Origin of the sequence: Salinivibrio sp. PR919 (assembly GCF_001995355.1) — a bacterium.
Lineage (GTDB): Bacteria > Pseudomonadota > Gammaproteobacteria > Enterobacterales > Vibrionaceae > Salinivibrio > Salinivibrio proteolyticus.
Genome location: NZ_MUFL01000053.1, coordinates 1 through 24486, shown reverse-complemented (window position 1 = coordinate 24486; position 24486 = coordinate 1). Strand labels below are relative to the sequence as shown.

Sequence of the window (24486 nt, the reverse complement as noted above, 5' to 3'; positions counted from 1 at the left end):
CTATATCCTTTCTCAGTTCTCTTTCCCCAAGCACTTTTATCTTCTTTACTATATAGATACTCAAGATTTGAGTATAAGCCCCAGCTATATTCGTTATTCCAGTATGTCAGATATGGCCGGAAGCTGTGTTCTGCTAGATCCTTACGCAGTCCGTCCACATAAGGTGAATAGAGTTTACTGTCGGTATATTCAAGCTCGTAAATCAGCCCAGTGGACCAACCGTTGGTAAGCCGAAACCCTTTATCTATAGAGAAAAGATGTTTCAGCCCATCTTCATTCTCATAATAGCCAGGTTCGTTCTGCTCTCGGTTTTCAATTTTTAGGGCATACAGAGCCGACAGGTTCCAGTTTACATTGCTGTAAAACACATCGAAGACCTCGTTTGTAATGGTCTTTTCCTTCTTCTTATGTCCGTTAAAACCATCGGTTACTTTGTCCTCGTACTCGACAGACGTACCAATATGTCCGCCGAACTGAAGAGCTTCTTCAAGAAAGCTGCTCTCCGACTTCATACTCGTTTCACTGGCCGCGTATGACAATGTCGGTCCGGATAATGCTATAGCGACGGATACCGCTATTAATGTTTTTTTCACGAGAGATCCTTATTAATTATAAGACTATCAGTTAATGTGCCGGGATAGTATTAGTCGTTCACTGTGAACGCCCATCTATCTTTCGGTAACTAGATTTATTTTTCCTCCTGCCACTCTTAGAAATGAGATATCCATCAAGATAAACACTCCATTATGTTGATATGAGTCACACTTTTACGGTTTTTACTATCTTGTATAACAACCTGATGAGACTCAACCCCCCGAGTCTCCTTGTAAAAATAAAAATGAAGATAAAAAGTCGATAAGCCTAAAACGCCTTGATATAACTGGATTGTGGACTTTGATCACAATTGTGGTAAGGATTTTTAAAATAGAAGTTGACTTAAATTTAGCCGGTAATAGTCTAGTCGTACTTATTGAACGACGATTGTGGTATGGATATGACTAATACCTGGATTAAAGCGGCTTTGCTCACCTCGCTAATCACTATGGCGAGTGGCGTTTTCGCGCAAGATGTTCAGCCAGAAAGTGGCGCCGATCTTCTTATCTGGACGGATAAATCGACGCTGGAGTATATGAAGTTTGCTGCCAGCGAATTTAACAAAGAATTTAATCATGACGTGACGTTTACCTTCCGTGGACTTGCCCCCATGGATGCCGCTTCACGAATGATTCAGGATGGTGGATCAGCACGTGTCGCTGATGTTGCAGAAATAGAACATGATTTGCTTGGTCGTTTGGTTGTTGCGGGTGGTGTCATGGAAAATCTAGTGTCTGCTGATGAGATTGATCGTTCTTTTATACCCAGCGCAATTACTGCTTCAAAATACAAAGGTGTGAGCTATGGGTTTCCGGTTAGCTTCTCTACACTAGCTTTATTCTACAATAAGGACTTGCTAGAAAAAAAACCAAGAACATTTGAGGAGATCATTGATTTTAGCGCTAATTTCAATGATGCCAAAGAAAATAAATACGGTCTACTTTGGGATGTACAAAATTACTACGAGTCTAGAATGTTTCTTACTCTGTATGGCGCTTACGAATTTGGTAAAAATGGTACGGATGCAAACGATCTAGGAATTAATTCAGCGCAAGCACAAAGAGGCCTTTCTGCAATGCAGACGTTGCGTAAGGCAAACAGTTCTAATCCAAGTGATATGCGGAACCCTCAGGTACGTCGTGGACTTTTCAACGAAGGTAAAGTTGCCGCGATTATTGATGGGCCATGGGCGATACAAGGATATGATAACAGTGGTATAAACTATGGCGTAGCACCCATACCAACACTTGACGGTAAGCAACCAAGAACTTTCTCTACGGTGCGCGAAGCTGTTGTTTCTTCTTATAGTCAATATCCTAGAGCTGCACAGCTTTTTGCAGCTTATATTTCCTCGAAAGAGATGTTGATGAAGCGTTATGAAATGACGAAATCTATACCACCGGTTAGATCCTTGCTGGACAAAATAATTAAAAATACAGATGAAGCGACTTATGCCGTTATTTCTCAGGGATTTAATTCAGATGCTATGCCCTCTATTCCGGAAATGGGCTATCTGTGGTCACCAATGGCAAGTGCGATTACAGCGATGTGGGTTAATGACCAGCAACCTAGAAAGGTTTTGGATCATGCCAAGAAAATAATAGAAGAACAAATTGCATTCCAGGAGTGAATATGCTGTTGTCTGAAACCAAATCGGCTCCAAGCTTGCTTTTTTCCTATCTGGTTATGGGAGGCACGCAACTGATTAAAAGGCACTGGATAAAAGGAAGTATATTACTAGCTATTCAGATTGCTTTTATATTTTATCTACCTCAAACCATCCTTTCCCTAAAAGGTTTGATGTCTTTAGGAGACATTGCTCAGACTCGCAATGGATTCGATGTTATACCAGGTGATAATTCTATTTTTATGTTAGTAGAAGGGGTTCTCACACTGGTCTATTTATTTTTATTTATCTGTGCTTACGTTTTCAACGTTCGTGATGCACAGCAGTGTACTGGCTGTGAATTGACTATTCGTGAACAGATCAAAGCTATTTATGATGATAAATTCGCCTTTATTGTTTTGTCACCTGCGTTTATGGCGAGCGTTGCTTTTATCATCATGCCTATTGTCATAACGGTACTGGTTTCATTTACGAACTACTCGGCTCCAAATCATATTCCTCCGAAAAATCTAGTGGATTGGGTTGGATTAAAAAATTTCTTTACGCTTTTTGAATTAAAAATTTGGTCAGGTACATTTTCTGGGATTGCTTTGTGGACCATTGAGTGGGCAGTAGCAGCAACAGTATTGACTTGTGGATTTGGATTTATTCTCGCATTAGCCCTCGATAATAGTGATATCAGAGGGAAAAAAATATGGCGAGTCATATTCATTTTACCTTATGCAATCCCTGCATTTGTAACGTTACTGATTTTTCGCCTTTTATTAAATGGGATAGGACCAGTTAATGCTTTGCTCAATCATTGGGGGATTGACTCTATCGCATTTCTGTCCGATCCAGTTATCGCTAAAATCACTGTTATTGCTGTTAGCGTTTGGGTTGGGGCTCCATACTTTATGTTGCTTATTTCCGGTGCGCTTACAAATATACCCCAGGATATTTATGAGGCTAGTGAAGTTGATGGTGCCAATAAATTCCAGCAGTTTTTTGAGATTACTCTACCGATGGTATTACATCAAGTTGCACCATCCCTAGTGATGACATTCTCTCTTAATTTTAATAATTTTGGTGCGATTTTTCTCTTAACGGAGGGAGGGCCGATAAATCCTGAGTATAGATTTGCAGGACACACAGACATATTAATAACTTGGATTTATAAGTTAACATTAGATTTTCAGCAGTACCAAATAGCATCTGTTATTTCTATTATAATCTTTCTATTCCTATCACTGATTTCTATTTGGCAGTTCCGTCGAATGAAGTCCTTCAAAGATGATGTGGGGATGTAATGATGAGCAGCTTAGTGAGAAAAATTTCCACAACGCTAGTGTATTTGTTCCTTATATTTAATACACTGCTTGTATTAGGTCCGGTGATTTGGACAATACTTGCTTCTTTTAAACCTGGTAATAATCTATTTAGTTCATCTTTTTCTGATGTTTCATTTACCTTAGAACACTATAAAACTCTATTTTCGGATACGCCTTATTTAGACTGGTATAAAAATACATTTATTTTAGCAACAGCGAACATGTTAATTTCTCTTGTGGTCGTCACTATGTCCGCATATATCTTTTCCCGCTACAGGTTTAAAGGAAAGCGCAATGTATTAATGGGTGTTTTAGTATTACAGATGTTTCCGGCATTTTTATCGATGACAGCCATCTATATTCTTCTGTCTAAAATGAATCTCATAGATACCTATACCGGAATGCTATTTGTTTATCTTACTGGTTCTCTTCCGTTTATGACTTGGTTAGTTAAAGGTTATTTTGATGCGATTCCCACCTCTCTAGATGAAGCTGCGAAGATAGATGGTGCAGGGCATATGACCATCTTCATTGAAATAATTTTACCGTTAGCCAAGCCAATTCTTGTTTTTGTAGGATTAGTCTCTTTTACTGGCCCATGGATGGATTTCATTCTACCTACGCTCATACTTCGTAGTGAAGAAAAGATGACTCTCGCTATTGGAATATTTAGCTGGATTTCATCCAACTCTGCAGAAAACTACACACTATTCGCTGCAGGTTCTCTGTTRGTAGCTATACCCATTACGCTGCTATTTGTCGCTACGCAAAAACATATTACCGCGGGCCTTGTCAGTGGTGCAGTTAAAGAATAATAATCAGGATTATATATGATTACAAAAAGTGCATTAGCACATTTAGCTAAAAGTGCAGACAGTTACGCCTATGATAATGAAACATTACACATTCGTTTTCGTACTGCGAAAGACGAATTAGAGAAAGTCGTGTTATGGATAGGTGATCCGTATCACTGGGCGGAAGGAGGCCTGGACGGTGGTAATCTAGGAGGCAGTGACGCGCATGGCTGGATTGGCGGAAATGAGATTTCGATGACTTTAGAAGGTCAGTCGGAATACCATGATCATTGGTTTGCTGAATTTAAACCGCCAAAACGCCGTAGTCGTTATGGCTTTATTTTGTACGGTAAAGAAAATGAAAAACTATTATTTGGAGAGAAACGCTGCGTCGATATTAAAGACCCAAAAACTGCTGAAAGTGAGCTTAGTAATCTGAGTAACTTTTTCTGTTTTCCTTATATTAATCCTAAAGATGTTCTCAAAACCCCAGGTTGGGTAAAAGAAACAATTTGGTATCAGATTTTTCCGGAACGCTTTTTTAACGGGCGACCTGATCTATCGCCAAAAAATGTTCAACCTTGGGGCAGCAAGCCAACGGTAGACAACTTTATGGGAGGGGATTTATGGGGAGTGATAAAAAAACTAGATTATCTCCAAAATCTTGGTATTAACGGTTTATATTTTTGCCCTATATTTACAGCCAATGCCAATCACAAATATGATACAGTCGACTATTTTAATGTCGATCCTCATTTTGGAGGTAATGAGGCGTTTCATGCCTTAGTCAAAGAAGCTCATCGTCGTGGTATGAAAGTARTGCTGGATGCGGTATTTAACCATGTCGGAGATCGTTCTCCTTTATGGTTAGATGTGGTAAAGAATGGGGAAAATTCTCGTTATGCTGATTGGTTCTGGATAAACAGTTTTCCTGTTTATCCAGATAGACCTAAAAGTGAGTGGGATTTCTGGAACTTTAATTATGAAACATTCGGCAATGTAATAGAAATGCCGAAGCTTAATACCGAAAACGAAGAGTGTCGCCAGTATCTTCTCGAGGTTGCCCGATACTGGGTAGAAGAGTTTGATATTGATGGGTGGCGTTTGGATGTTGCTAACGAAGTCGATCACGAGTTTTGGCGAGATTTTCGCCGAGTTGTTAAAGGGATTAAACCTGATTGTTATATATTGGGAGAAATCTGGCACGAGGGAATGGCTTGGTTACGTGGTGATCAGTACGATTCTCTGATGAACTATCCATTAACACAAGCGATTACCGATTACTTTGCTCTTCACGATTACGACAAAGAAACATTCATGAGCGCAGTTACTCGCTCGTACCTCATGTATCCAAAAAATGTAAACGAAGCGATGTTTAATTTGCTCGAAAGCCATGATACAACACGTTTACTTAGTCTGTGTAACGGAGATAAGCGCAAAGCTCGTCTAGCCTATCTATTTATGTTTACTCAAGTTGGTTCCCCATGTATTTACTATGGCGGTGAAATCGGTATGGATGGACGCAGAGGGATGGGAAAGGAAAATAATCGTAAGTGTATGATCTGGGATGAAAATGAACAAGATTTAGACTTTAAATCCTTTATCCATAAATTAATTGTGATGAGAAAATCCCACCCCGAATGGAATGTTCCAGAAATTCATTGGTACCATCTAGAACAGCCGAATGTCATTGCCTACTCTAGAGGTAATACGGATATATTAATAAATAATTCAGAACAAGTCGTGACTGTGGAGTTTAAGGGTAATGAACTACAACTATCAGAGTACGGGTTTTATATTTCTGGAATGAAGGATAACGATATTTTTTAGTTACAGAAGTGTGCTACAGCGCACCTTTTGGTGCGCTATTATTAAAATAATCATGCACAAATAGTCGATTAGGAGTGGTATCCTTACTAGTATAAATGGCGTAAAAACTTTAGAGGGTGTAACGTGACAGAACTGGTTACAAAACTGATGGACTTTGGTTTTACTAAAACCGATGCTCTTGTTTATATTAATTTGTTAAAGAATGGTCGAGCGAGTGGATATAAGATAGCGAAAGATATTTCTCTTTCACGTTCATCTGTTTATTCTTCTATTGATAACCTATACAGCAATGGCTGTATTTTTATGCTGGACGGTGAGACAAAAGAGTATGAAGCCAAGTCTCCTGATCTGATATTGAGTCAGATTGAAAAGAAAACGATAGAAAATATTCACATTCTGAAGAAAGAACTCTCGCGAATGATGCTTCATGAAGAAAAAGAGTTTATTTATAATATTTCTGGATATGAAAATCTGCTTCAAAAAGCAAAAGAAGTGTTAAGTCAGGCTCAGGTCGAAGTATATTTGAACACGGATTTTCCGTTAGAAATACTGGAAAACGAATTGATTGAAGCGATAGAGCGTGGCGTTAGAGTCATTGTATTTTCGTTTAATAAGTTATCAACGCCACATCCTAGCATAGAGCACTATTCACGCTCAGAAGAGAAAGAGAAACGTTATCCCTCTCATCGGTTTATGCTGGTTGTTGATATGAAAAAAGCGATGGTGTTTTCACATCGAGCAGAAGTATTGGGTCTTTATTCAAACAATCGGCTATTAGTAAAAATGATTTCTGAGCACATACATAGCGATATTTACTTGACTGAATATGAGAAATCCGAACCCGAAAAACGCTGTCGTATTGGAACCATTCATGAATTAGAAAATGATATGGTTGTCGATAATAAAAAATGGTTAGAGAATGAAATTTGAATAGCGCGAACATACGCGCAATTTACGGCGTGCCCTCACTGTTGGATGCGACGCGTTCGGGAGCGCTAAGCGGTAGGGTAATAGTGAAGCAGCTCCCACGCGCAGGCTCACTTTTCACCTCAATACGGCCGCCAAGTACGCCAGTGACAAGGTTGAAAGTAATATGTAGGCCAAGGCCCGAGCCGCCTTGGCCGAGGCGGGTGGTGAAGAAAGGATCAAAGATGCGTTTTCTCACGTCATAACTCATGCCTGCCCCATTATCACGGACGGTGATGTGCACCAAGTTGGTTGATGATTGTGTGGCATAGATTTGAATACGACCTTGCTCTTTCGATGCAAAGGCGTGAATGAGTGCGTTGTTGATCAAGTTGATCAATATTTGCGAGAGAGCCCCCGGATAGCTATTAAGCTGCATGTTGTCAGGAATATCGACATCAATTTGGTGTGGTAAACGTTGGAGCGTAGGACGTAACGATAATAGGACTTCATTGACCAGATGGTGCAAGTCGAATTCTCGTCTCAGATCGCTGGTTTGATCAACGGCAAGCTGCTTAAACGCACGAATGAGCTCGGAGGCGCGCGCCATATTGCGCTCAATAATACGTGTACCTTCATCAACGTGAGTAAGAAATTGGTTGAGGTCATCACGGGTAATGGGCTTTTCGAGCTTGTGCACAAATTCTTGTTTCWCCCCCAGAATCGAGGTAGAGGACATCAGCGCGTTGCCGATGGGGGTGTTCAGTTCATGGGCAACCCCAGCCACGAGCGACCCTAAGGACGATAGTTTCTCGTTTTGCACTAATTCATCTTGAATCGCTTCGAGGCGAGTTAATAGTGACTTGAGTTTATCACCATAGGCATTCACTGCATGGCGCAGCTCTCCTACTTCGTTCATGTTGTCGACCGTCAACTCTTGAGTGGTTTCCCCGTCTATCAACTCCCAAATCTGTGTGGTCGTTTGCTGAATCTTATCCAGTAGATTCCGGGCTGTAATGGCGGCGATAATCCCCACAACGAGCAGCAGTCCGCCAATAGCAAACATCAGGAACAGTCCCATGCTGTCTGCCGCCGCGGTCATTTTGCTTTTGGGCACGACGAGACCAATCACCCAATCGACTTGAGGATATTTAATAATATGAACGTAAGCGGCTTCGTTTAGCACGCCATCGTTCTCTATCGTAATCAGTTGGCTATCTTGGAGAGATTGACTTGCTTGCAGCGCTTCTTGCAGCCAAGGGAGTTCCTGCTCTAACTCGGTAGCCGTTCGCAGGGTATTTCGATATGGGTTAAATGTTACTGCCGATTCTGGAAAGCTTATCGCCTTGTTATTGGCGTCCAGAGCGAATACATAGCCGTCGTTTTCTTTGCCATACCGAGCCAGTATGTCGGCAATGCCATCCAGTCTCATGTCGACCGTTGCCACCCCAACAAAGCGCTCATTTTCTTTCATGGGTACGGTACAGGTAATCATCGGCTCTTTGGTAAAAGGGTCAATATAAGCGTTAGACCAACTGCAGCGATCGTTAGGCGCCTGTTTGCCTACTAGGTACCAGCTTTCATTGTGGTAGCCCTTGCCATCAGGATCGTTGTAATCATCATAGTATTCCATCTCGGGTCCAGTGCGGCCCCAAAAAAAGCTACGCCGCTCTACGCCGGGAGTGAAGGTGTTGGGCTCCGGCCAGATCCCGCCACCGGCAATGGTAGGATCGCCATGATTGTTAAAGAGTGGGGGAAAGAGGCTGCGGAATAGTGCTTCGTTTTTGGGAAGGTTGGTGCCCTTTAAGGCGATCGTACTGGTTAAAAGCTCGATCTGTCCAAGCTTGGCATCGAGCAAGTCGATTAATGCATATTGGTTGAGGCTGATCCGCTCTTGTCGCTGCTCAATCAGATCGGGTTTTACTTTCCACTCGAGCACCGCAAAAATAGTCAGTAGCGCCAACACCAGAACCAATGCGAATCCGAGGGTAATCTGATGACGGATCATGAGAGCGGTTTTGGCCATTGTCGATACATCCTCTTTTCTCAGCTGACGCAGATAAAAACCAAGTACCTGCGACCAGCCCTGCCAAATCATGCTGACGGTAATCGAGTCGTCCCTTTAGTGTAGTTGGCTGCTTAGGCTTTGTGATGATGGACGGCGTACGTAACGATACGGGTGAGCAGGTATAAAATGACGAGAATGTTAGATGGAACGATGAGGTATCCATAAAGTTGGCCAGCTATTGTGGCCGATAACCTGAACGAATAGATGACCATCTGGCTGATTTAAAACCGCTTAAAGATAATTGAGAATCGTTTGCAGACAGAATTTGTATTATTATGCGTGCAGGTAGTTGTAGATAAAGGACCTGTAGTGCAAAAGGTTGAGTTTGTTCAGTTGTATTTATTAAGGATGGGTATTCCACGCGTGCTTACTCAAACGGCAACTAATCCTATTTCTCGGTTACTCTTCCCCACCGAGAAACCCTTAGTTTTTCAGTCTCCGGTGAGCGTGTTTTTTTATCACGGCCTCGTTTTAGGTTATGTGTGGGGCGCTTGGTTATGGCTCATGTTCGCCATTGTTAAACCGGGAGAATGGACCATAATGACCTATCTTATTGCCTCAACCTTTTATGGTGTGCTGTTAGGGATGTTTCGAGCACTGAGAGTGGTTTGGGCTCATAAGCGACTGGGGAGGATAAGTTGGGAAGAGTGGTGCCAAAAACATCATGGACTCGCGAGCCAAGACCTTTAAGATCGCATGTCTGAATAAAACCCCCTTCGCTGTCCATCGCTAAGGGGGAGGCAGGGTTTTCGGTATTACGAAATAAAGCGTGTGAGCTCTATTTAATATTGACCACCATCTTGCCGAAGTTGCGGCCTTCGAGTACATCAATCAGTGCTTGCGGCGCTTGCTCAAAGCCATCCACCGCGTGTTCACGATAATGGATTTGGCCTTCGCCGACCCATTTGGCCATGTCGTGAGCGAACTCAGGGTAACGGTGCGCATAGTCATCAAAAATGATGAAACCTTTTACGGTTAGGCGCTTAACCAAGATGGTCCCCATCAACTGTGAAAGGCGGTCTGGGCCTTCTGGCAGGGCGGTGTTGTTGTATTGAGATACCAAGCCACACACGGGAATGCGTGCGCCGGTGTTAAGCAGTGGCATCACCGCATCAAATACCTTGCCGCCGACGTTTTCAAAGTACACATCAATGCCTTGTGGGCAGGCTTCGGCAAGCTGCTCGGCAAAGTTATCGGCTTTGTGATCGATACAGGCATCAACACTGAGGTGTTCACGGGCGTATTGGCATTTGTCTTCACCACCGGCAATCGCTACCACGCGGCAGCCTTTCAGCTTACCGATTTGTGCGACAGTCGCACCTACTGGGCCGGTTGCGGCAGCCACCACCAGGGTATCCCCCTCTTTGGGCTGGCCGATATCTAATAAGCCCATGTAGGCGGTGAAGCCGGGCATCCCCAAGATCCCAAGCGCGTATGAAACCGGCGCGAGATCGGGGTTAAGTTTAAGCAGGGTATCGCCATCGACGACAGAATGGGTTTCCCAACCTTTGTAGGCCAATACCCAATCACCCGCCTGGTAATCGACGTGGTTAGATTCCAACACTTTACCCACGGTGGCACCGACCATCAGGCCATCAATTGCTACCGGTTCTGCGTACGATTTGGCATCGCTCATCCGGCCGCGCATGTATGGGTCAATCGATAGGTGATGGTTTTCAATCAGCACATCCTTGTTGCCCAGTGCGGGAATGGCGACTTCTTCTAAGCGAAAATTCTCGGCAGTGGGTGCGCCAACCGGACGCGATGCGAGAACAAAACGTTGATTTGTTAATGCTGACATGGATTCCTCCCTTGGAGATGGGAAAAGAGGCGGCTAGATCAGCGCGCCTCATCATGAAATAAAACGGCGATTACAGCGCGGCTTGAAGCACTCGGCGGCAAACGTCCGGCGTCACATCGCCATGTTCGCCGAGCTGGGTCATGCCGTGTTGAGTCAGGCTTTTAATCAAGGGCTCAATCGCGGCTTCATCCAGATCGTAATCGCTCATGCGCGTTTTCACGTTCATGCGCTCGAAAAAGTCGCGTGTTTTCTCAATCGCTTGCTGCGCTTTTTCGGCTTCGCTGCCTTGGTCAATATGCCAAACACGTTCAGCAAATTGTGCGAGCTTGGCTTGTTTTTGCTCAAACTTCTCATTGAGCATTGCAGGCAGCACCACGGCAAGGGTTTGTGCGTGATCCAAACCATGCAGGGCGGTCAGTTCGTGACCCAGCATATGGGTTGACCAATCTTGCGGTACACCCACGCCAATCAAGCCGTTAAGCGCTAAGGTGGCCGTCCACATCAAGCTCGCACGCACGTTGTAGTCTTCTGGTGTTTCCAGCGCTTGTGGGCCCAACTCAACCAAGGTTTGTAGTAGGCCTTCGGCGAATCGGTCTTGTACCGGCGCATTGGCTGGGTAGGTCAGGTATTGTTCCACCACGTGAACAAACGCATCGACCACGCCGTTACCGACTTGGCGAATCGGTAAAGTATAGGTTTTCACCGGATCCAATACCGAGAACTGCGGGAACACCAGCTCGCTCATAAACGGCAGTTTCGCTTGCATTGACTCACGGGTCACCACCGAGCCTTTGTTCATCTCAGAGCCGGTAGCAGGTAAGGTGAGCACGGTTCCAAATGGCAATGCGGCTTCTACTTTGCCGCCCATACTGGTGAGGATATCCCATGCGTCGCCGTCGTATTTTGCGGCTGCGGCAACGAATTTGGTGCCATCGATCACTGAGCCACCGCCCACGGCGAGAAGGTAGTCATAGCCTTCAGCGCTCACTTTCTCGACCGCTTTCATCAAGGTTTCATAGCGTGGGTTGGGTTCAATGCCACCAAATAGGCCAAATTGACGTTGCCCTAGCGCTTGTTCGACTTCATCCAAGGTGCCGGTTTTGCGTGCACTTTGGCCGCCGAAAAGAATCAACACTTTTGCATCGGCCGGGATGAGCCGATCCAGCTCGGCAATCTTACCTTCGCCAAAAACGATACGTGTGGGATTGTAGAACTCAAAGTTGTTCATTGCTCATCCTTCCTTTTATTGTGCTTGATGGTATCAAGCGTTTATTTAAATTAGACCGGTCGTCTAGTTAATGCCGGTTAAAAACCCGCCAAAGCGGGTTTTGAGTAGATGGTGGCTGTGCGCTAACAACGAGTGCCGTCGCGAGTGCCACGCATCGGAGATTAATTTGTTGTTTAAGCGATGCTTGGTACAGCAAAGCGTCGTTAATCGATTAGCCCGAGCTTTTCTTCGGTGATGGTCATCGCTTGTGCAAGATGACTGTCGTTACGATGCAGTTTGGTTAATAAGCTGGCGCCCAGCCACAACTGATACAAGGTCGTGGCAGTGGTAAGCGCGGTTTTTTCATCAAACACATCGCTATCTTGGGCGAGGGTGTTCGCCAAGCAGCTAATCAGCTGATCGGTGCCATCACGCAGTGCCAGCCGCATTGGCTCGGATAAGTSCGCMACTTCTGCACTCAGCTTGACGACCAAACACGTTTGCACCGGATCCAAACTACAGTATTGTGCTTGCCAGCGACTGAAGTAGCTGTGCACACGTGCAATGGGAGAGAGCGAGCTATCTGTCAGTAAGCGATTCACATCCGCAATGTAGCAAGCAAAATAGTGGTCTAACACGGCTTGGCCGAATTGTTCTTTCGACGCAAAGTAGTGATAAAAAGACCCTTTGGGTACGCCCGCTTGTTTGAGGATGGCGCTTAGGCCAACGCCGCTAAAACCAAATTGTGCCATGACGCTGACGCCCGTCTCCAACAGGTGCTGGTGGGTCGCGTTATGACTGGTCGTTTCATGAGTGCTGCTCGATTTCATGTCGACTAGCATAATCAAGATTAGACCGGTCGTCTAGCGGTGAGGGAACATTTTTATTTTTGGTGTCGAACGGTGGCATAAATTGGGCCGGTATGCTGTGCGAAATCGCAGTTTATGTCGGATTTATTACAGTGTTCACAGTTTAAACGTCATGCAGTGGCGCGGGAGCAAAACTGTGCTTTACTCAAAATGTCAGCTGAGCTGACACACAATTTGGTAAATGATCAGCGCGCAGTGACGCGCCAAAAAGAGTTAAGTCCCCGTTGATGTCAGGAACCCATGAAGACACCTTGTTTGCCGCCAGCCAGGCATTTGAACACAAGACCATGCGGTTAGGACGCTCAACATAGTGAGCAAGCGGGGCAGTGCAACAACAAGTYTCATTGACCAACGACCAACAAAGGAATCCATCCGCGAAGCCGCTCGATTGAGCGGCTTTTTATTGTTGTGGGTTGCCGAAAGGTTCCCCCAACTGTGTCGCAAGCACACTTCCTCTCCTGATAAGGTTTCCGCAACGTCGCAGTGAGTTATTCTGTTGACCAAACGTGAACAAGGTTGCTTTCTGCAAGTATTTGTAATAAGAATAGAGATAACGTGATTTTCAACACTTTACGTTTATGACTGAGGGGGCGGTGTGTCCATTCCCCATTACATAGACGTGCAATGCCCTACAAAGGTGTTCGGGCTGACAGTTGAATCATCGCGCTTCAGCGCTCATCTCGAGTGCTTATTAAGTTCCGCACTGTTCGTGCTATTGCTGAACGAGTGCAATAACCATAGCGATAAATATCGTTCATTAATCTGATAGGAGAGGTGTTCGATGCACAATAAAAGTAGACGTTTGTGGTATTACTACAAATCTAAAACGGATAAAGCACGTAGCGTTAAAACGCGCGGTTAATTTGTCCAACCGTAAGCAACAAGGCAACCATGGGGTTGCCTTTTGTGTTTTTGGTAAGGGGTAATGTCTTGAACAGAGGCCTTGCTCGATAAATGTGCAGAAAATTTGCTAAGCTGTTGTGCATTGACGAATTTTTATTCTAACCTTATTTACAGGTAGATAGATAAAGAGACTCACGAACCCTGTCTAGGGTCGCAGGGAGGTGTTATGAATGTACTATCTTGTCAGCACGTTAAAGCGCTTATCGATCAAACCATTACCTTGATTGATGGCACAGACACGGAATATGCGATGACCCTAATCCGCATCGATGAGCATGAGGGCAACGGTGAAACCATTGACGATCAACTGGTGGAAAACTTTAGCTTAGTGTTGAAAGGCCCAGAGGATACCCGCTTTCCACAAGGTAATTATTTGCTCTCGCACCCCGATTTGGGCGAGCAAATCTTGCATATGCTTCCGGCGGCAGAGGATACCTACACGATCACCATTAACACCCGCGCGTAGTGAATCGTTCATTCAACACGAGGAGTCCCTCGCGCCCTCCTTTCCCGACTATTCAATCGTCTATTACTCACTGCGCCTCGCAAAATTGATTAAATAACGACCAATCAAGGGGTTATTTGCACCTTCCCGTAGCTTAGTAGCACGAAATAAGTAGAATAGAGCCGTTAAGCTAGCAGTATGGAGGTAGCATGTTTGCCTGGCTGAGTGGCTTATTCGAAAAAGAACAACTGCAGTCAGTTGTCTGGGTTCGGGACATCATGGCCAGTAACCGCAAAGGCAGTTACGCCAAGTACAAGAACTATTACGACCGCCACGTTAATCGCATTTTAAAAAATTATCACAAGGATTTTCTCCGTTTTGAAAAGTTTGCGGCACGCAATTATAAGTACAGTGACCAATCTGTGTTTATGGCGATTAAAACCGCAAGTTATGCCTTTCAACTTGGACAGCTCAAGGTTGCAGCCTGTCTTACTGCAGCCGTGATATCAAAGTGTAATCGCGCAAAGCAAACTGATACGCAGGTTCACCCCAAGTTGTATCGTGCTGCGGTGACACTGCATAAGAAGATCTTGGAAACCGGCAAGTCATCGCGCAAGGCGTCAGACAAAGAACCGGCTTAACGGGTCGAGTTTTGCGCAGTTAATAAAAGTGTCATAAACCTATTCAGCCCACACCACGGCTGAATAGGTGATGTCTGTCACGTTTTTATCGTTAGTGTTCGATGCAATTTATGCTGGTCATTCGTTCGCCACACTGATAGAGTGCCGCCCCTCACACACCTTGTGAGCGAACTAATGCTTAAATCTACACAAAATAACGATCGACTTGTTGCCGTCTTTACTATCGGCTTTGTCGCTCTCTTCCTTGCCTTTGCCCTGTTTGACCTCGAACATTTTTCCACTGTGATTCAGTCGCTGTTTGCTGAATCGGCCAACCTTTTTGGTTACTGGTGGCAGTGGCTGATGGTGATCAATTTCGTGCTGGCGCTAGCCATTGGCGGCAGTAAATTTGGTAAGTTGAAACTGGGCGCCACCGATACCGTCTCAATGAGCCGTTTCCGCTGGGTTGCGATGATCATGTGTACTCTGCTTGCGGGCGGCGGTGTTTTTTGGTCAGCGGCTGAACCCATCTACCACTTTATGACGCCTCCTCCGGCGTTAGGTGAGATGGAAGCCGGCGCGATGCAAACGGTCGCCCCTGCGTTAAGCCAAAGCTYCTTCCACTGGGGCTTTTTAGCTTGGGCAGTGTTGGGCACCTTGGCGACCATCGTGCTGATGTATGCCCACCACCAAGCAGGCGTGCGTCTGCGTCCTCGTGCGCTGTTATATCCGCTGCTCGGTGACAAGCTAGAAAATCACTGGTTAGGCTCTGTGATTGATGCGTGTTCTATCATTGCCGTTGCGGCGGGCACCATTGGTCCGATTGGCTTCCTTGCCACCCAGTTGGGTTACAGCTTGGAAAGCTTTGTCGGTATCGAGAACACCATGTCGATGCAAATGCTGATCTTGGCCGCGGTAGTGGCGATTTACTCTATTTCCGCCTTTACGGGAATGGATAAAGGTCTGCAATGGTTAAGCCGGATGAATGTGATTGGTGCGGCCGTGCTGCTTGCTGTTGTGATCGTACTGGGTCCAACGGGCTTTATCTTTGAGCAGTTTGGTGCTGGCTTTAGCTATTACCTTAACAACATGCACACGCTGGCACTCAACACCGATAACGGCAGCTGGAATGCATGGTGGACCTGGTTCTTCTGGGGCTGGTTCATTGGTTTTGCACCCATGATGGCCATCTTTATTGCACGCATCTCGAAAGGCCGTTCTATTCGTGAACTGATCTTTGCCGTTGCGATTTGTGCACCGATTGCGACTAACTTCTGGTTCTCGGTACTCGGCGGTACGGGTATCTTTTATGAGTTGCAGTCTCCGGGTAGCATTTCCGGCCCGATGGCGGACGCGGGTTTGCCGGCGATCTTGATTGCATCGCTATCCCAATTGCCGTACAGCGTGGTATTGATCCCAGCCTTTATGCTATTGACTACCACCTTTGTGGCGACCACAGGTGACTCCATGGCGTATTCCATTGCGATGGCTGTCTCTGGTGACAATCAACCGACACGCGCGCATCGCCTATTCTGGGCGATTGTCATGGGTGTGGTAGCCGGAGTGCTCTTGCTGGCCGGTGAAGGTGGCTTGAATGCGTTGCAGTCGTTCATTGTGATCACAGCTGTGCCTGTCTCTTTCTTGATTGCGTTTACTTTCATTACCGGCCCAATCGCGGTGATGCGAATGCAAAAAGAGAAAGAAGCGAATCTTGCGCTAGAGCCTGCGACAGCAAGCTAAGCGTGGGATACGCCATCGATAAAAAAGCGCCGATTATCGGCGCTTTTTTGCGTTTAGCAGTGGTGATGCTCTGTTACTTCGGTTGCCATTGTCCGCTAGTGACCAGTTTATCCATCACTTTATCGACCGCGACTTTTGCTTTGGCGACAATTTCATCGACTTCGTTGGGTGTCACCACTAAAGGTGGCGCAAAGCCGAGAATATCGCCGTGTGGCATCGCACGGGCAATTAAGCCTTGCTCCAAGCACGCGGCAGCAACTTGTGGTCCCACTTTCAGGTTGGGATCAAAGTGGCTACGATTAGCGCGATCGGGCGAGAATTCGAGCGCATGGAGCAAACCAATTCCGCGGCTATCGCCAATCAATGGGTGATCCGCAAAAGCGGCTTGCATCTTCATTTGCAGGTACTCACCCGTGGTTGCAGCATTTTGGGTAAGGTTTTCGCGTTCGATGATGTCTAAGTTACATAGCGCGGCGGCCGCGCCCAGTGGGTGGCCTGAATAGGTGTACCCGTGACCAATGGCTCCCCATGCATCGGTACCGTCTTCCAGCACATCCCACACCTTGTGACCGATCATCACCCCAGACAGGGGTTGATAAGCGGAGGTTAACCCTTTGGCAACGGTGATCAGATCAGGCTTCATATCATAGTAAATCGAGCCAAAGTCACTGCCAATACGGCCAAAGCCGCATACCACTTCATCGGCGATCAGCAGAACGTCGTATTTATCCAACACTTTGCGAATTGCGGTCCAGTAACCTTCTGGTGGCGGTACTATCCCTCCGGTGCCAAGCACGGGTTCGGCAATCATCGCGGCGACGGTATCAGGGCCTTCCGCAAGGATCATTTTCTCGAGTTCATCGGCACAATGTTGTGCAAACTCAGGCTCTGTCATGCCGCTGTCTTCACGACGATAATAGTAGGGTGCCATGGTGTGCTTGATACGCTCTATGGGCAGATCAAAATGCGCATGGAACAAGGGAAGCCCTGTTAACGACCCGGATGCGATACTGGAGCCGTGATAGCCGCGATCGCGAGAAATGATTTTCTTTTTCTCGGGTTTGCCGCGAGCGTTGTTGTAGTACCACACCAGCTTGATTTGTGATTCATTGGCATCACTGCCTGACATGCCGTAATACACCTTGCTCATGCCCGGCGCCATCTTGATGAGTCGCTCAGACAAGGTCACCAGTGCTTCGTTGGTGTGGCCCACATAGGTGTGATAGTAAGCGAGCTTTTTGGCTTGCTCATAAATGGCATCGGCCATTTCTTCGCGGCCGTAACCAATGTTCACGCAATACAAGCCCGCAAACCCATCAAGCAGCTCAATACCTTCTGAATCGGTGATGCGAATCCCTTTACCTGTCTCAATCACTCGGCCAGGCATTTCGCCGTGGGCGTACTGCTTCAAGTGTGTTGATGCGTGGAAGACGGTATTTCTGTCTTTTTCCAACAAAGCTTTCGTTTCTGGACGCATGATCAGTCTCCTTATCCTTACGCAAACCTCAATTAGCTGCCGCTCACGGTGGGCAGGCCACCCAAACAGTAGTATTTAATTTCACTAAACTCGTCGATGCCGTAACGGCTCCCTTCACGGCCTAAGCCTGATTGTTTGACGCCGCCAAAGGGAATGGGATGTCCGGTCATTTTCACTGAATTGACGCTTACCATGCCGACTTCAAGACCGCGCAGACAGCGCCAAATATCACGAATATCATTACCGTAGACATAGGCGGCTAAGCCGTATTCAGTGTCGTTGCCCATAGCAATGGCCTGGTCGAGATCATCATAGGCAATGACCACGGCCACAGGGCAAAAGGTTTCTTCTTGATACACCAACATATCGGGTGTCACTTTGGTGACCAGGGTGGGTGCAAAGAAGTTTTCGCCGAGATTTGGGTTAAGCTTGCCGCCAACCACGGTGGCGCCTTTGGCGATGGCGTCATCCACTAAGGCTTGTGCTTTATCCACCGCGCGAGAGGAAATCAATGGACCAATATCCGTGCTGGGTAACAAGCCGTTACCCACTTCAAGTTCGTCCATTAATGCCGCAAAGGCATCCACAAAGGCTTGGTACTTGTCACGTGGCACCAAGATTTTGTTCGCGGCGAGGCAGTCTTGTCCTGAGGTTTGAAATTTCGCATCGATGGCGGCACGTGCCGCTTGCTGAATATCCATGTCTGGCAGGACGATAAAGGGCGCATTACCGCCAAGCTCCATGGCGCATTTTTTCACAGTGTGAGCACTTTGCTCGAGCAGCAGACGGCCGACACGGGTTGAGCCGGTAAAACTCATCGCTTTGACTTTGTCACTTTGACACAGCTGAGTTGAAACCATGGGGGCATCACCCATGATCACATTAAAGACACCGGCTTGGATCCCTGCGCGTTCCGCAAGCTCGGCCAATGCGAGGGCGGAGAAGGGCGTTTCTTCCGCAGGTTTAACGATCACGCTGCAGCCAATAGCGAGCGCCGCTGCCGCTTTGCGCGTGATCATTGCGCTGGGAAAATTCCACGGGGTGATCAAAGCGGCAACGCCAATGGGTTCACGCAAGGTCGCAAGGTGAGCGTTAGGAATATGGCTTGGCATAGTGTCGCCGTAGGCACGTTTCGCTTCTTCAGCAAACCAACGTATAAAAGATGCACCATAGACAATTTCGCCTTCGGCTTCGCGAAGTGTTTTGCCTTGCTCGAGCACCATCAAATGCGCGAGATCGTGTTGGTTATCCATCACTAAGTCATGCCATTGCATTAAGCGTTCCGCGCGGGTTTCGGCCGACTCCGCACGCCACAGATGAAATGCCGCTTGCGCATCGTCTATGGTTTGATTGACTTGTGCAGCGCTCAGTGAGGCGGTATAGCCCAGAATTTCTCCCGTGGCTGGATTCAACACGGGCGTATCGGCGTCGCCATTCACCCACTTGCCATTGCAGTAGGCGAGCTGTCGAAATAAACGCTGATCGTCGAGATACGCGAGTACATCTGAACTTGCTTTACCGGCCACGTCGTGACGCAGAGCATTGGCGGCGGTACCTGTGTAGTTAAGATCGCGTGATTGGAATACGGTCATACTCCCTCCTCATCGTAAAGCAGCGACGCTGCCTATCAGCGCTTGCCTACATTCACTGTATGCAAAGTGCACGCGACAGGTTTTCTGTTAGAACTGGCGATCGGCAAAATTTTTTCTGAAACGAGGGAAAGGCAGAAGAAAATTTTCTGGTGATAACAAAAACACCGATTGAGCGCGATAAATGGCGATATATAAGGTGTCGGTATTTGAAAAATTAGGCGCACCAACCGCAGGGTGCGCCCAACTAAACAGTGATTATTGGTTTACATCGAGGGTGACGCCGCTAAAGGGCCGATATCCCCGAATGCCCATAAATACCTCATCGCCCGCGTTGACATCAAGGCTGCAGGTTTCATTATTACCACTGGTGTAAGGGCGACAGCTAAACTGGTTGAGATCTGGCTTGGTGCCCTTTTCAACGTATAAATCCGCATCGCCGGTTCCGCCATATATACGAATGGTGGCAGTGCCCGCTTGCGGTGCAGTGTATAAGAAGTATTGCCAACTGCTGCGATCACCACTCAGATCAGTTTTAGGGTAGTCATTGTCACTACCCACCGTGAAGTTTTTACTCGCAGAGCTGGTGAGGCCTTGATCGTCGGTTACGGTGAGAGTGACGGAATAGGTGCCCGCGGCGCCGTACTGATGCGACGCTGTCATACCGGTGCCTTGATAACCATCACCGAAATCCCATTGATAGCTCACGATTTGTCCGTCTGTATCGCTTGCGCCGCTGGCATCAAACTCACAACCAAGCACAGTACATTGACCGTTGAAGACCGCCATAGGCGCGCCACCGGCTTGATGATCCCCTTGTGGCGGGACATTATTAAACTCACCGGCGACTTGCGGCCAGATTTTATCAATCCGTACCCCTTGGTTCTCACAGCCACCGAAGTGGTGGAGGGCTATCACGTTGCGGCTGCTGCTTGCCAGCACCGGAGAACCTGATGAACCGCCTGTGGTGTCACAGAAGTAACCCGCATCTGTATTTGTGCCTCGGCCATTGGTCGCTGCGACATCAATCTGGCAAATCCCACCATTGTTTTGGTCACTTTCAATGGCAAGTTCTTTCGGGTTTCCGGCGCCGTGCTGAGGAATAAAGATGGTTTCGCCAACTTGTGGCATGCGTACATCAAGGCCCATATAACCAAACTGAGCAATTCGTGCGAAGTCATTGACACTGAACAGGGTGTAGTCGAGGGTATAATCGGTTTTGAGTAGCTGATCCCCGGTGACTTTAACGATGTCATTGATGGTGCCGCTGCCACAACTTGGACGCTGATAATTAAACCATATTTCCGTGCTCGTCAGCTCAGACTGGCTTTCAACACAGTGATTGTTGGTGAACATGTGATTATCTGGTCCTACGCGCCAGCCAGTACACAGGCTACTACCATTCATAAGCAAGCGTGCGACAGGGCGACTGCGCTCATACTCCTCTGGATGGCTATCTTGCCAACATGCCACATCTTTACGCTCGTTGATTCCGCACGTAGATAGCGTTCCTACGTCTTGAGCTGCCGCCATCAGATTTTCCGGATCACCCGCTTGGTAACGATCGACACGTAGCGCATGCTGAGGTTGCCATTGGGTACCTGTGGGAAGGACGAGCGTCACAATTGCGGTGTCGCCGTGGACGGACATGGCCGAAAACTGTGTCACACCGTCGTCACCCTGAGTGGGATTAAATGTGCGCTTGCCATTGGCTTGATTGCTATAGCGGTAGCTCTCAGTCCCATCGGCGCTTGTCACATCGACGTAAGCGCCATCAGGCAGTGAAAACTGTGCGAAGTGTACCTTGACGAAGGCGGCGTCTGCTTGATGTATTTTTATGCTGTTTTGATACGTTTCACCGAGAGCTGTAGCACGAAATGTTTTTGGAGGCGCTAAATCGGCTTGGAGACTGTACTGGCTTGCGATGTTAATGGGAGCGGGAGTTGGAAGTGTGTCTGCCGCTGATACGGGGAGCGCCATGACGCTAAGAAGCGCAACGCTGACGGATAGCATAACTGACTTATTCATTATTATCCTCTATCTACAGTGAGTGAGTAAGACATCAATGTCTTCCCGATAGAGGCTAGTTAAGCCGACGTCAGTCGTGTAATCGCTATGTCTAGAATGATAGACTTATCAAGCAATCATGAAACAGTTGCTTTTATGTTGCTAAAAAGTYACATGTTAGTTCGGAAATCTCAATAAATTATACATTTATCAATAGTTGTTGGCGGCGATATCGGGTGTTTCGAGTGGTAATGTCAATGCAGGGCGTTTGACTTGCTTGGTGACGATATAGGTGTAGTACTGTTTTATGCCTAAGTTGTCAGTCAACCAGTTGTCGATAAGCCGTTGGTAGTAGTCAATATCGGTCACGCCAAGCCGAACGATGTAGTCTATCCCCCCGCCTGTGGCCCAGCACTCTTTTACATCTTCACAGGCTTGCATGGCGCGCTCAAAGCGTTGAAAGCTGTCGACATCGTGCTGACCAAGCGTGATTTCCACTAACACGGTATTTAACTTCACCACCGCATCAGGGTTAATTCGTGCGCCATAACCTTCAATGATCCCTGCTTGCTCAAGGCGTTTGACGCGTTCCCAACAAGGGCTGACTGATAAATTAATCGCTTGGGCAAGGTTAGATTTGGTGATCCTTCCATCTTTCTGGAGGATTTGAAGGATTTTTATATCAAATTTGTCCAACTTCATGGCGCCTCCGCTAAACAGGCTCAGCAATTACTGCAAAGGTATCGCCCATGTAAATACGACCGAGGTGGCGTTTAGCCAGCAAAATGCCATCACGCTCGGCATAGTAAGGGACGGGCTCTGTTCCTGTCCGTTCGATGTTATGTACTTTACCGATCAAATCACCACGCTTGATGGGATCGCCGAGGTGTACACAGAATTCAATGATGCCGGCATGTTCACTTTGGACGTAACAATGCTTGTCAGGCAACTCCAGTGCGATGGGAGGCACAGGGGGATGACGATAGTCATCTTGCAATACGCCAGAAAAGACCAAGAAATTATGAATACCACGCTGGGTGATTGCGATTGATTCCGGTGTACTGGTGCCACCGCCGCCTAACTCGGTGGTGACGAAAATCTTGCCTTGTTGCTCTACTGCGGTATCGTACATGCTAGTGGCGTCCATTTCGGTGGTCTGTACTTGATAAGGTGCACCGAACAAGCGCGCGCACTCTGCACAGGCTTCCGCTTGTTGTAGATTTTCTAAACGGTGAGACGCGGCATAGGGAATAAGATCTAAGGTTTTTCCACCCGAATGAATATCAAGTGCCGTATCACACTGTGGGATCAAATAGCGAGTGAAGTAATCCGCGATCTGCTCGGTGACGCTGCCAGTGGGGGAGCCGGGAAACGCGCGATTCATATTGCCTTGATCCCAAGGTGACGTGCGCGTGCCTGCCATCACGGCCGGCGCGTTCATCATGGGTAAGATAATCACTCTCCCTTTAATATCGCTTGGCATCAGTTGATGACAGGTATTGAGCAGCGCGGTGATTCCTTCATATTCATCCCCATGATTACCGCCAGTCAGCAGTGCTGTTTTTCCCTCGCCGTTTTTGATCACGGTAATGGGGATGGTGACACAGCCCCAAGCCGACTGGTCGTGCGAGTGAGGCAGTTTAAGAAAGCCGTGTTGCACGCCATCGGCATGGAAATCGACGGTGGCTTCAATCGCGGTAGGCTCCATAACCTCTCCTTGTGATGTGTCTTGGCATGTTATACGGCTTGTCGCAGTAAAGTTTGATGTTAAATCATCACTTTATCAGTGTAGCCAAWAATACCCACTTGGCTGAATAGAACAGGGCACAATGGCTGTGCCCTGATTGATTTTATCGATAGATGCCGCTAATGCTTGATAAAAAGCTGACGGGGCAAATCACACAGTGTTTGCGCACCATCTCGGGTGATCACAATGCTCTCTGTGGTTTCCATCCCCCAATCTTTCATCCACAATCCCGGCATAAAGTGGAACGTCATTCCCTCACGCAAAATGGTTTGATCGCTGGGGCGTAAGCTCATGGTGCGTTCGCCCCAGTCAGGTGGGTAGCTCAGCCCAATCGGGTATCCACACCGTGCGCCTTCTCGGTCAAACCCATAGCGCAACAACGCATCATTGAGCGCGTTGGCAATGTCGCCACAGGTGTTACCGGGCTTGGCGACGGCGAGTCCAGCTTCAATACCGGCTTGCAAGGCTTCATCTGCACGTAGGAACTCATAGCCCGGTTCGCCCAAGAAAATGGTGCGAGAGAGCGGACAATGATAACGCCGATGCACCCCGGCAATTTCAAAAAAGGTGCCTTCTCCCCGTTTAAACGGACGATCATCCCACGTGAGATGAGGGGCGGCGGCATCACCGCCAGAGGGTAGCATGGGGACGATGGCTGAGTAGTCACCGAAGTGACCGTCATGACCGACTACCGCATGCTTGTTGATCTCGGCCACCAGTAGGTGTTTGGGTAAGCCGGGCTCAATCATTTCAAAGGCCACACGATGCATGTTTTCTACAATGCGGGCGGCGGTGTGCATATAGGCCAGTTCTTGATCGGATTTCACCGCCCGACACCAGTTGACCAACCCAGTCGCATCGACCAAGGTTGCCATCGGGAGGTTTTCTTTTAATGATTCAAACGCGGTGGCACTGAAATAATAGTTGTCTTTCTCAACACCAATGCGTCCGC

At 47.2% G+C, this 24486-nt stretch carries 19 protein-coding genes and 1 pseudogene; 9 read left to right on the top strand and 11 right to left on the bottom strand.

Annotated features, from left to right (window positions below; translation table 11 throughout):
- A pseudogene (locus BZG83_RS10960) lies at nucleotides 1-593 on the bottom strand (porin); the annotation flags it as partial.
- A gap of 401 nt (nucleotides 594-994) precedes the next feature.
- Between BZG83_RS10960 and BZG83_RS10955 the strand changes: the two are divergent.
- The 5 genes from BZG83_RS10955 (at nucleotide 995) to BZG83_RS10935 (ending at nucleotide 7085) form a co-directional block, all read left to right on the top strand.
- On the top strand, nucleotides 995-2224 hold the full coding sequence (locus BZG83_RS10955) for a sugar ABC transporter substrate-binding protein (RefSeq protein WP_077480515.1): 1230 nt from the start codon (nucleotides 995-997) through the stop codon (nucleotides 2222-2224).
- Nucleotides 2225-2226: 2 nt separating this feature from the next.
- On the top strand, nucleotides 2227-3510 hold the full coding sequence (locus BZG83_RS10950) for a carbohydrate ABC transporter permease (protein ID WP_077480511.1): 1284 nt from the start codon (nucleotides 2227-2229) through the stop codon (nucleotides 3508-3510).
- Between the two features lie 2 nt (nucleotides 3511-3512).
- The gene (locus BZG83_RS10945) at nucleotides 3513-4346 is read left to right on the top strand and encodes a sugar ABC transporter permease (protein WP_077480514.1); all 834 of its coding nucleotides are present in this window, start codon (nucleotides 3513-3515) and stop codon (nucleotides 4344-4346) included.
- A 15-nt stretch (nucleotides 4347-4361) separates the two neighbouring features.
- Nucleotides 4362-6155: a glycoside hydrolase family 13 protein gene (locus tag BZG83_RS10940; protein WP_077480509.1), complete on the top strand. Its 1794-nt coding sequence runs from the start codon at nucleotides 4362-4364 to the stop codon at nucleotides 6153-6155.
- 123 nt (nucleotides 6156-6278) lie between these two features.
- The gene (locus tag BZG83_RS10935; RefSeq protein WP_077480507.1) at nucleotides 6279-7085 is read left to right on the top strand and encodes a TrmB family transcriptional regulator; all 807 of its coding nucleotides are present in this window, start codon (nucleotides 6279-6281) and stop codon (nucleotides 7083-7085) included.
- A 22-nt stretch (nucleotides 7086-7107) separates the two neighbouring features.
- Here BZG83_RS10935 and BZG83_RS10930 read toward each other — a convergent pair whose 3' ends face one another.
- On the bottom strand, nucleotides 7108-9087 hold the full coding sequence (locus tag BZG83_RS10930) for an ATP-binding protein (RefSeq protein WP_158074955.1): 1980 nt from the start codon (nucleotides 9085-9087) through the stop codon (nucleotides 7108-7110).
- A gap of 294 nt (nucleotides 9088-9381) precedes the next feature.
- Between BZG83_RS10930 and BZG83_RS10925 the strand changes: the two genes are divergently transcribed.
- Nucleotides 9382-9819, top strand: coding sequence for a DUF6404 family protein (locus BZG83_RS10925; RefSeq protein WP_206744371.1), 438 nt, complete (start codon nucleotides 9382-9384; stop codon nucleotides 9817-9819).
- Nucleotides 9820-9907: 88 nt separating this feature from the next.
- On the opposite strand, the gene BZG83_RS10920 is transcribed toward BZG83_RS10925, so the two are convergent.
- From BZG83_RS10920 to BZG83_RS10910, 3 genes are all read right to left on the bottom strand, one after another.
- A complete protein-coding gene (locus tag BZG83_RS10920; protein WP_077480501.1) occupies nucleotides 9908-10930 on the bottom strand; it encodes an NADP-dependent oxidoreductase in 1023 nt (340 codons plus the stop codon).
- Between the two features lie 70 nt (nucleotides 10931-11000).
- Complete coding sequence (locus BZG83_RS10915) at nucleotides 11001-12158, bottom strand: iron-containing alcohol dehydrogenase (RefSeq protein ID WP_077480499.1); 1158 nt, start codon at nucleotides 12156-12158, stop codon at nucleotides 11001-11003.
- A gap of 203 nt (nucleotides 12159-12361) precedes the next feature.
- Complete coding sequence (locus tag BZG83_RS10910) at nucleotides 12362-12967, bottom strand: TetR/AcrR family transcriptional regulator (RefSeq protein WP_077480497.1); 606 nt, start codon at nucleotides 12965-12967, stop codon at nucleotides 12362-12364.
- A gap of 1108 nt (nucleotides 12968-14075) precedes the next feature.
- Here BZG83_RS10910 and BZG83_RS10905 point away from each other — a divergent pair.
- The 3 genes from BZG83_RS10905 (at nucleotide 14076) to BZG83_RS10895 (ending at nucleotide 16714) form a co-directional block, all read left to right on the top strand.
- Entirely contained in the window at nucleotides 14076-14375 is a 300-nt protein-coding gene (locus tag BZG83_RS10905) for a DUF6916 family protein (RefSeq protein WP_069587868.1), read from the top strand.
- A gap of 188 nt (nucleotides 14376-14563) precedes the next feature.
- A complete protein-coding gene (locus tag BZG83_RS10900) occupies nucleotides 14564-14995 on the top strand; it encodes a hypothetical protein (RefSeq protein ID WP_077480495.1) in 432 nt (143 codons plus the stop codon).
- A gap of 174 nt (nucleotides 14996-15169) precedes the next feature.
- Nucleotides 15170-16714, top strand: a complete 1545-nt coding sequence (locus BZG83_RS10895; RefSeq protein ID WP_077480493.1) for a BCCT family transporter — start codon at nucleotides 15170-15172, stop codon at nucleotides 16712-16714.
- A 73-nt stretch (nucleotides 16715-16787) separates the two neighbouring features.
- Here BZG83_RS10895 and BZG83_RS10890 read toward each other — a convergent pair whose 3' ends face one another.
- From BZG83_RS10890 to BZG83_RS10865, 6 genes are all read right to left on the bottom strand, one after another.
- Nucleotides 16788-18191, bottom strand: a complete 1404-nt coding sequence (locus BZG83_RS10890; protein WP_077480492.1) for an aspartate aminotransferase family protein — start codon at nucleotides 18189-18191, stop codon at nucleotides 16788-16790.
- A gap of 32 nt (nucleotides 18192-18223) precedes the next feature.
- Entirely contained in the window at nucleotides 18224-19783 is a 1560-nt protein-coding gene (locus BZG83_RS10885; RefSeq protein ID WP_077480490.1) for an NAD-dependent succinate-semialdehyde dehydrogenase, read from the bottom strand.
- Nucleotides 19784-20038: 255 nt separating this feature from the next.
- Nucleotides 20039-21808: a PKD domain-containing protein gene (locus BZG83_RS10880; RefSeq protein ID WP_131825076.1), complete on the bottom strand. Its 1770-nt coding sequence runs from the start codon at nucleotides 21806-21808 to the stop codon at nucleotides 20039-20041.
- Between the two features lie 189 nt (nucleotides 21809-21997).
- Nucleotides 21998-22489, bottom strand: a complete 492-nt coding sequence (locus BZG83_RS10875; protein WP_077480488.1) for an Lrp/AsnC family transcriptional regulator — start codon at nucleotides 22487-22489, stop codon at nucleotides 21998-22000.
- A 10-nt stretch (nucleotides 22490-22499) separates the two neighbouring features.
- Nucleotides 22500-23495, bottom strand: coding sequence for a N(2)-acetyl-L-2,4-diaminobutanoate deacetylase DoeB (gene doeB / locus BZG83_RS10870; RefSeq protein ID WP_077480486.1), 996 nt, complete (start codon nucleotides 23493-23495; stop codon nucleotides 22500-22502).
- A gap of 158 nt (nucleotides 23496-23653) precedes the next feature.
- Nucleotides 23654-24486, bottom strand: an 833-nt coding sequence (locus tag BZG83_RS10865; protein WP_077480484.1) for a M24 family metallopeptidase, incomplete at its 5' end; no start/stop codon positions are given.

What these genes read in the sequence shown, in the direction of transcription:
- BZG83_RS10955 (WP_077480515.1), top strand. Translation starts at nt 995, where the DNA reads ATGACTAATACCTGGATTAAAGCGGCTTTGCTCACCTCGCTAATCACT.
- BZG83_RS10950 (WP_077480511.1), top strand. Translation starts at nt 2,227, where the DNA reads ATGCTGTTGTCTGAAACCAAATCGGCTCCAAGCTTGCTTTTTTCCTAT.
- BZG83_RS10920 (WP_077480501.1), bottom strand. Translation starts at nt 10,930, where the DNA reads ATGTCAGCATTAACAAATCAACGTTTTGTTCTCGCATCGCGTCCGGTT.
- BZG83_RS10915 (WP_077480499.1), bottom strand. Translation starts at nt 12,158, where the DNA reads ATGAACAACTTTGAGTTCTACAATCCCACACGTATCGTTTTTGGCGAA.
- BZG83_RS10905 (WP_069587868.1), top strand. Translation starts at nt 14,076, where the DNA reads ATGAATGTACTATCTTGTCAGCACGTTAAAGCGCTTATCGATCAAACC.
- BZG83_RS10900 (WP_077480495.1), top strand. Translation starts at nt 14,564, where the DNA reads ATGTTTGCCTGGCTGAGTGGCTTATTCGAAAAAGAACAACTGCAGTCA.
- BZG83_RS10890 (WP_077480492.1), bottom strand. Translation starts at nt 18,191, where the DNA reads ATGCGTCCAGAAACGAAAGCTTTGTTGGAAAAAGACAGAAATACCGTC.
- BZG83_RS10885 (WP_077480490.1), bottom strand. Translation starts at nt 19,783, where the DNA reads ATGACCGTATTCCAATCACGCGATCTTAACTACACAGGTACCGCCGCC.
- BZG83_RS10880 (WP_131825076.1), bottom strand. Translation starts at nt 21,808, where the DNA reads ATGAATAAGTCAGTTATGCTATCCGTCAGCGTTGCGCTTCTTAGCGTC.
- BZG83_RS10875 (WP_077480488.1), bottom strand. Translation starts at nt 22,489, where the DNA reads ATGAAGTTGGACAAATTTGATATAAAAATCCTTCAAATCCTCCAGAAA.
- doeB (WP_077480486.1), bottom strand. Translation starts at nt 23,495, where the DNA reads ATGGAGCCTACCGCGATTGAAGCCACCGTCGATTTCCATGCCGATGGC.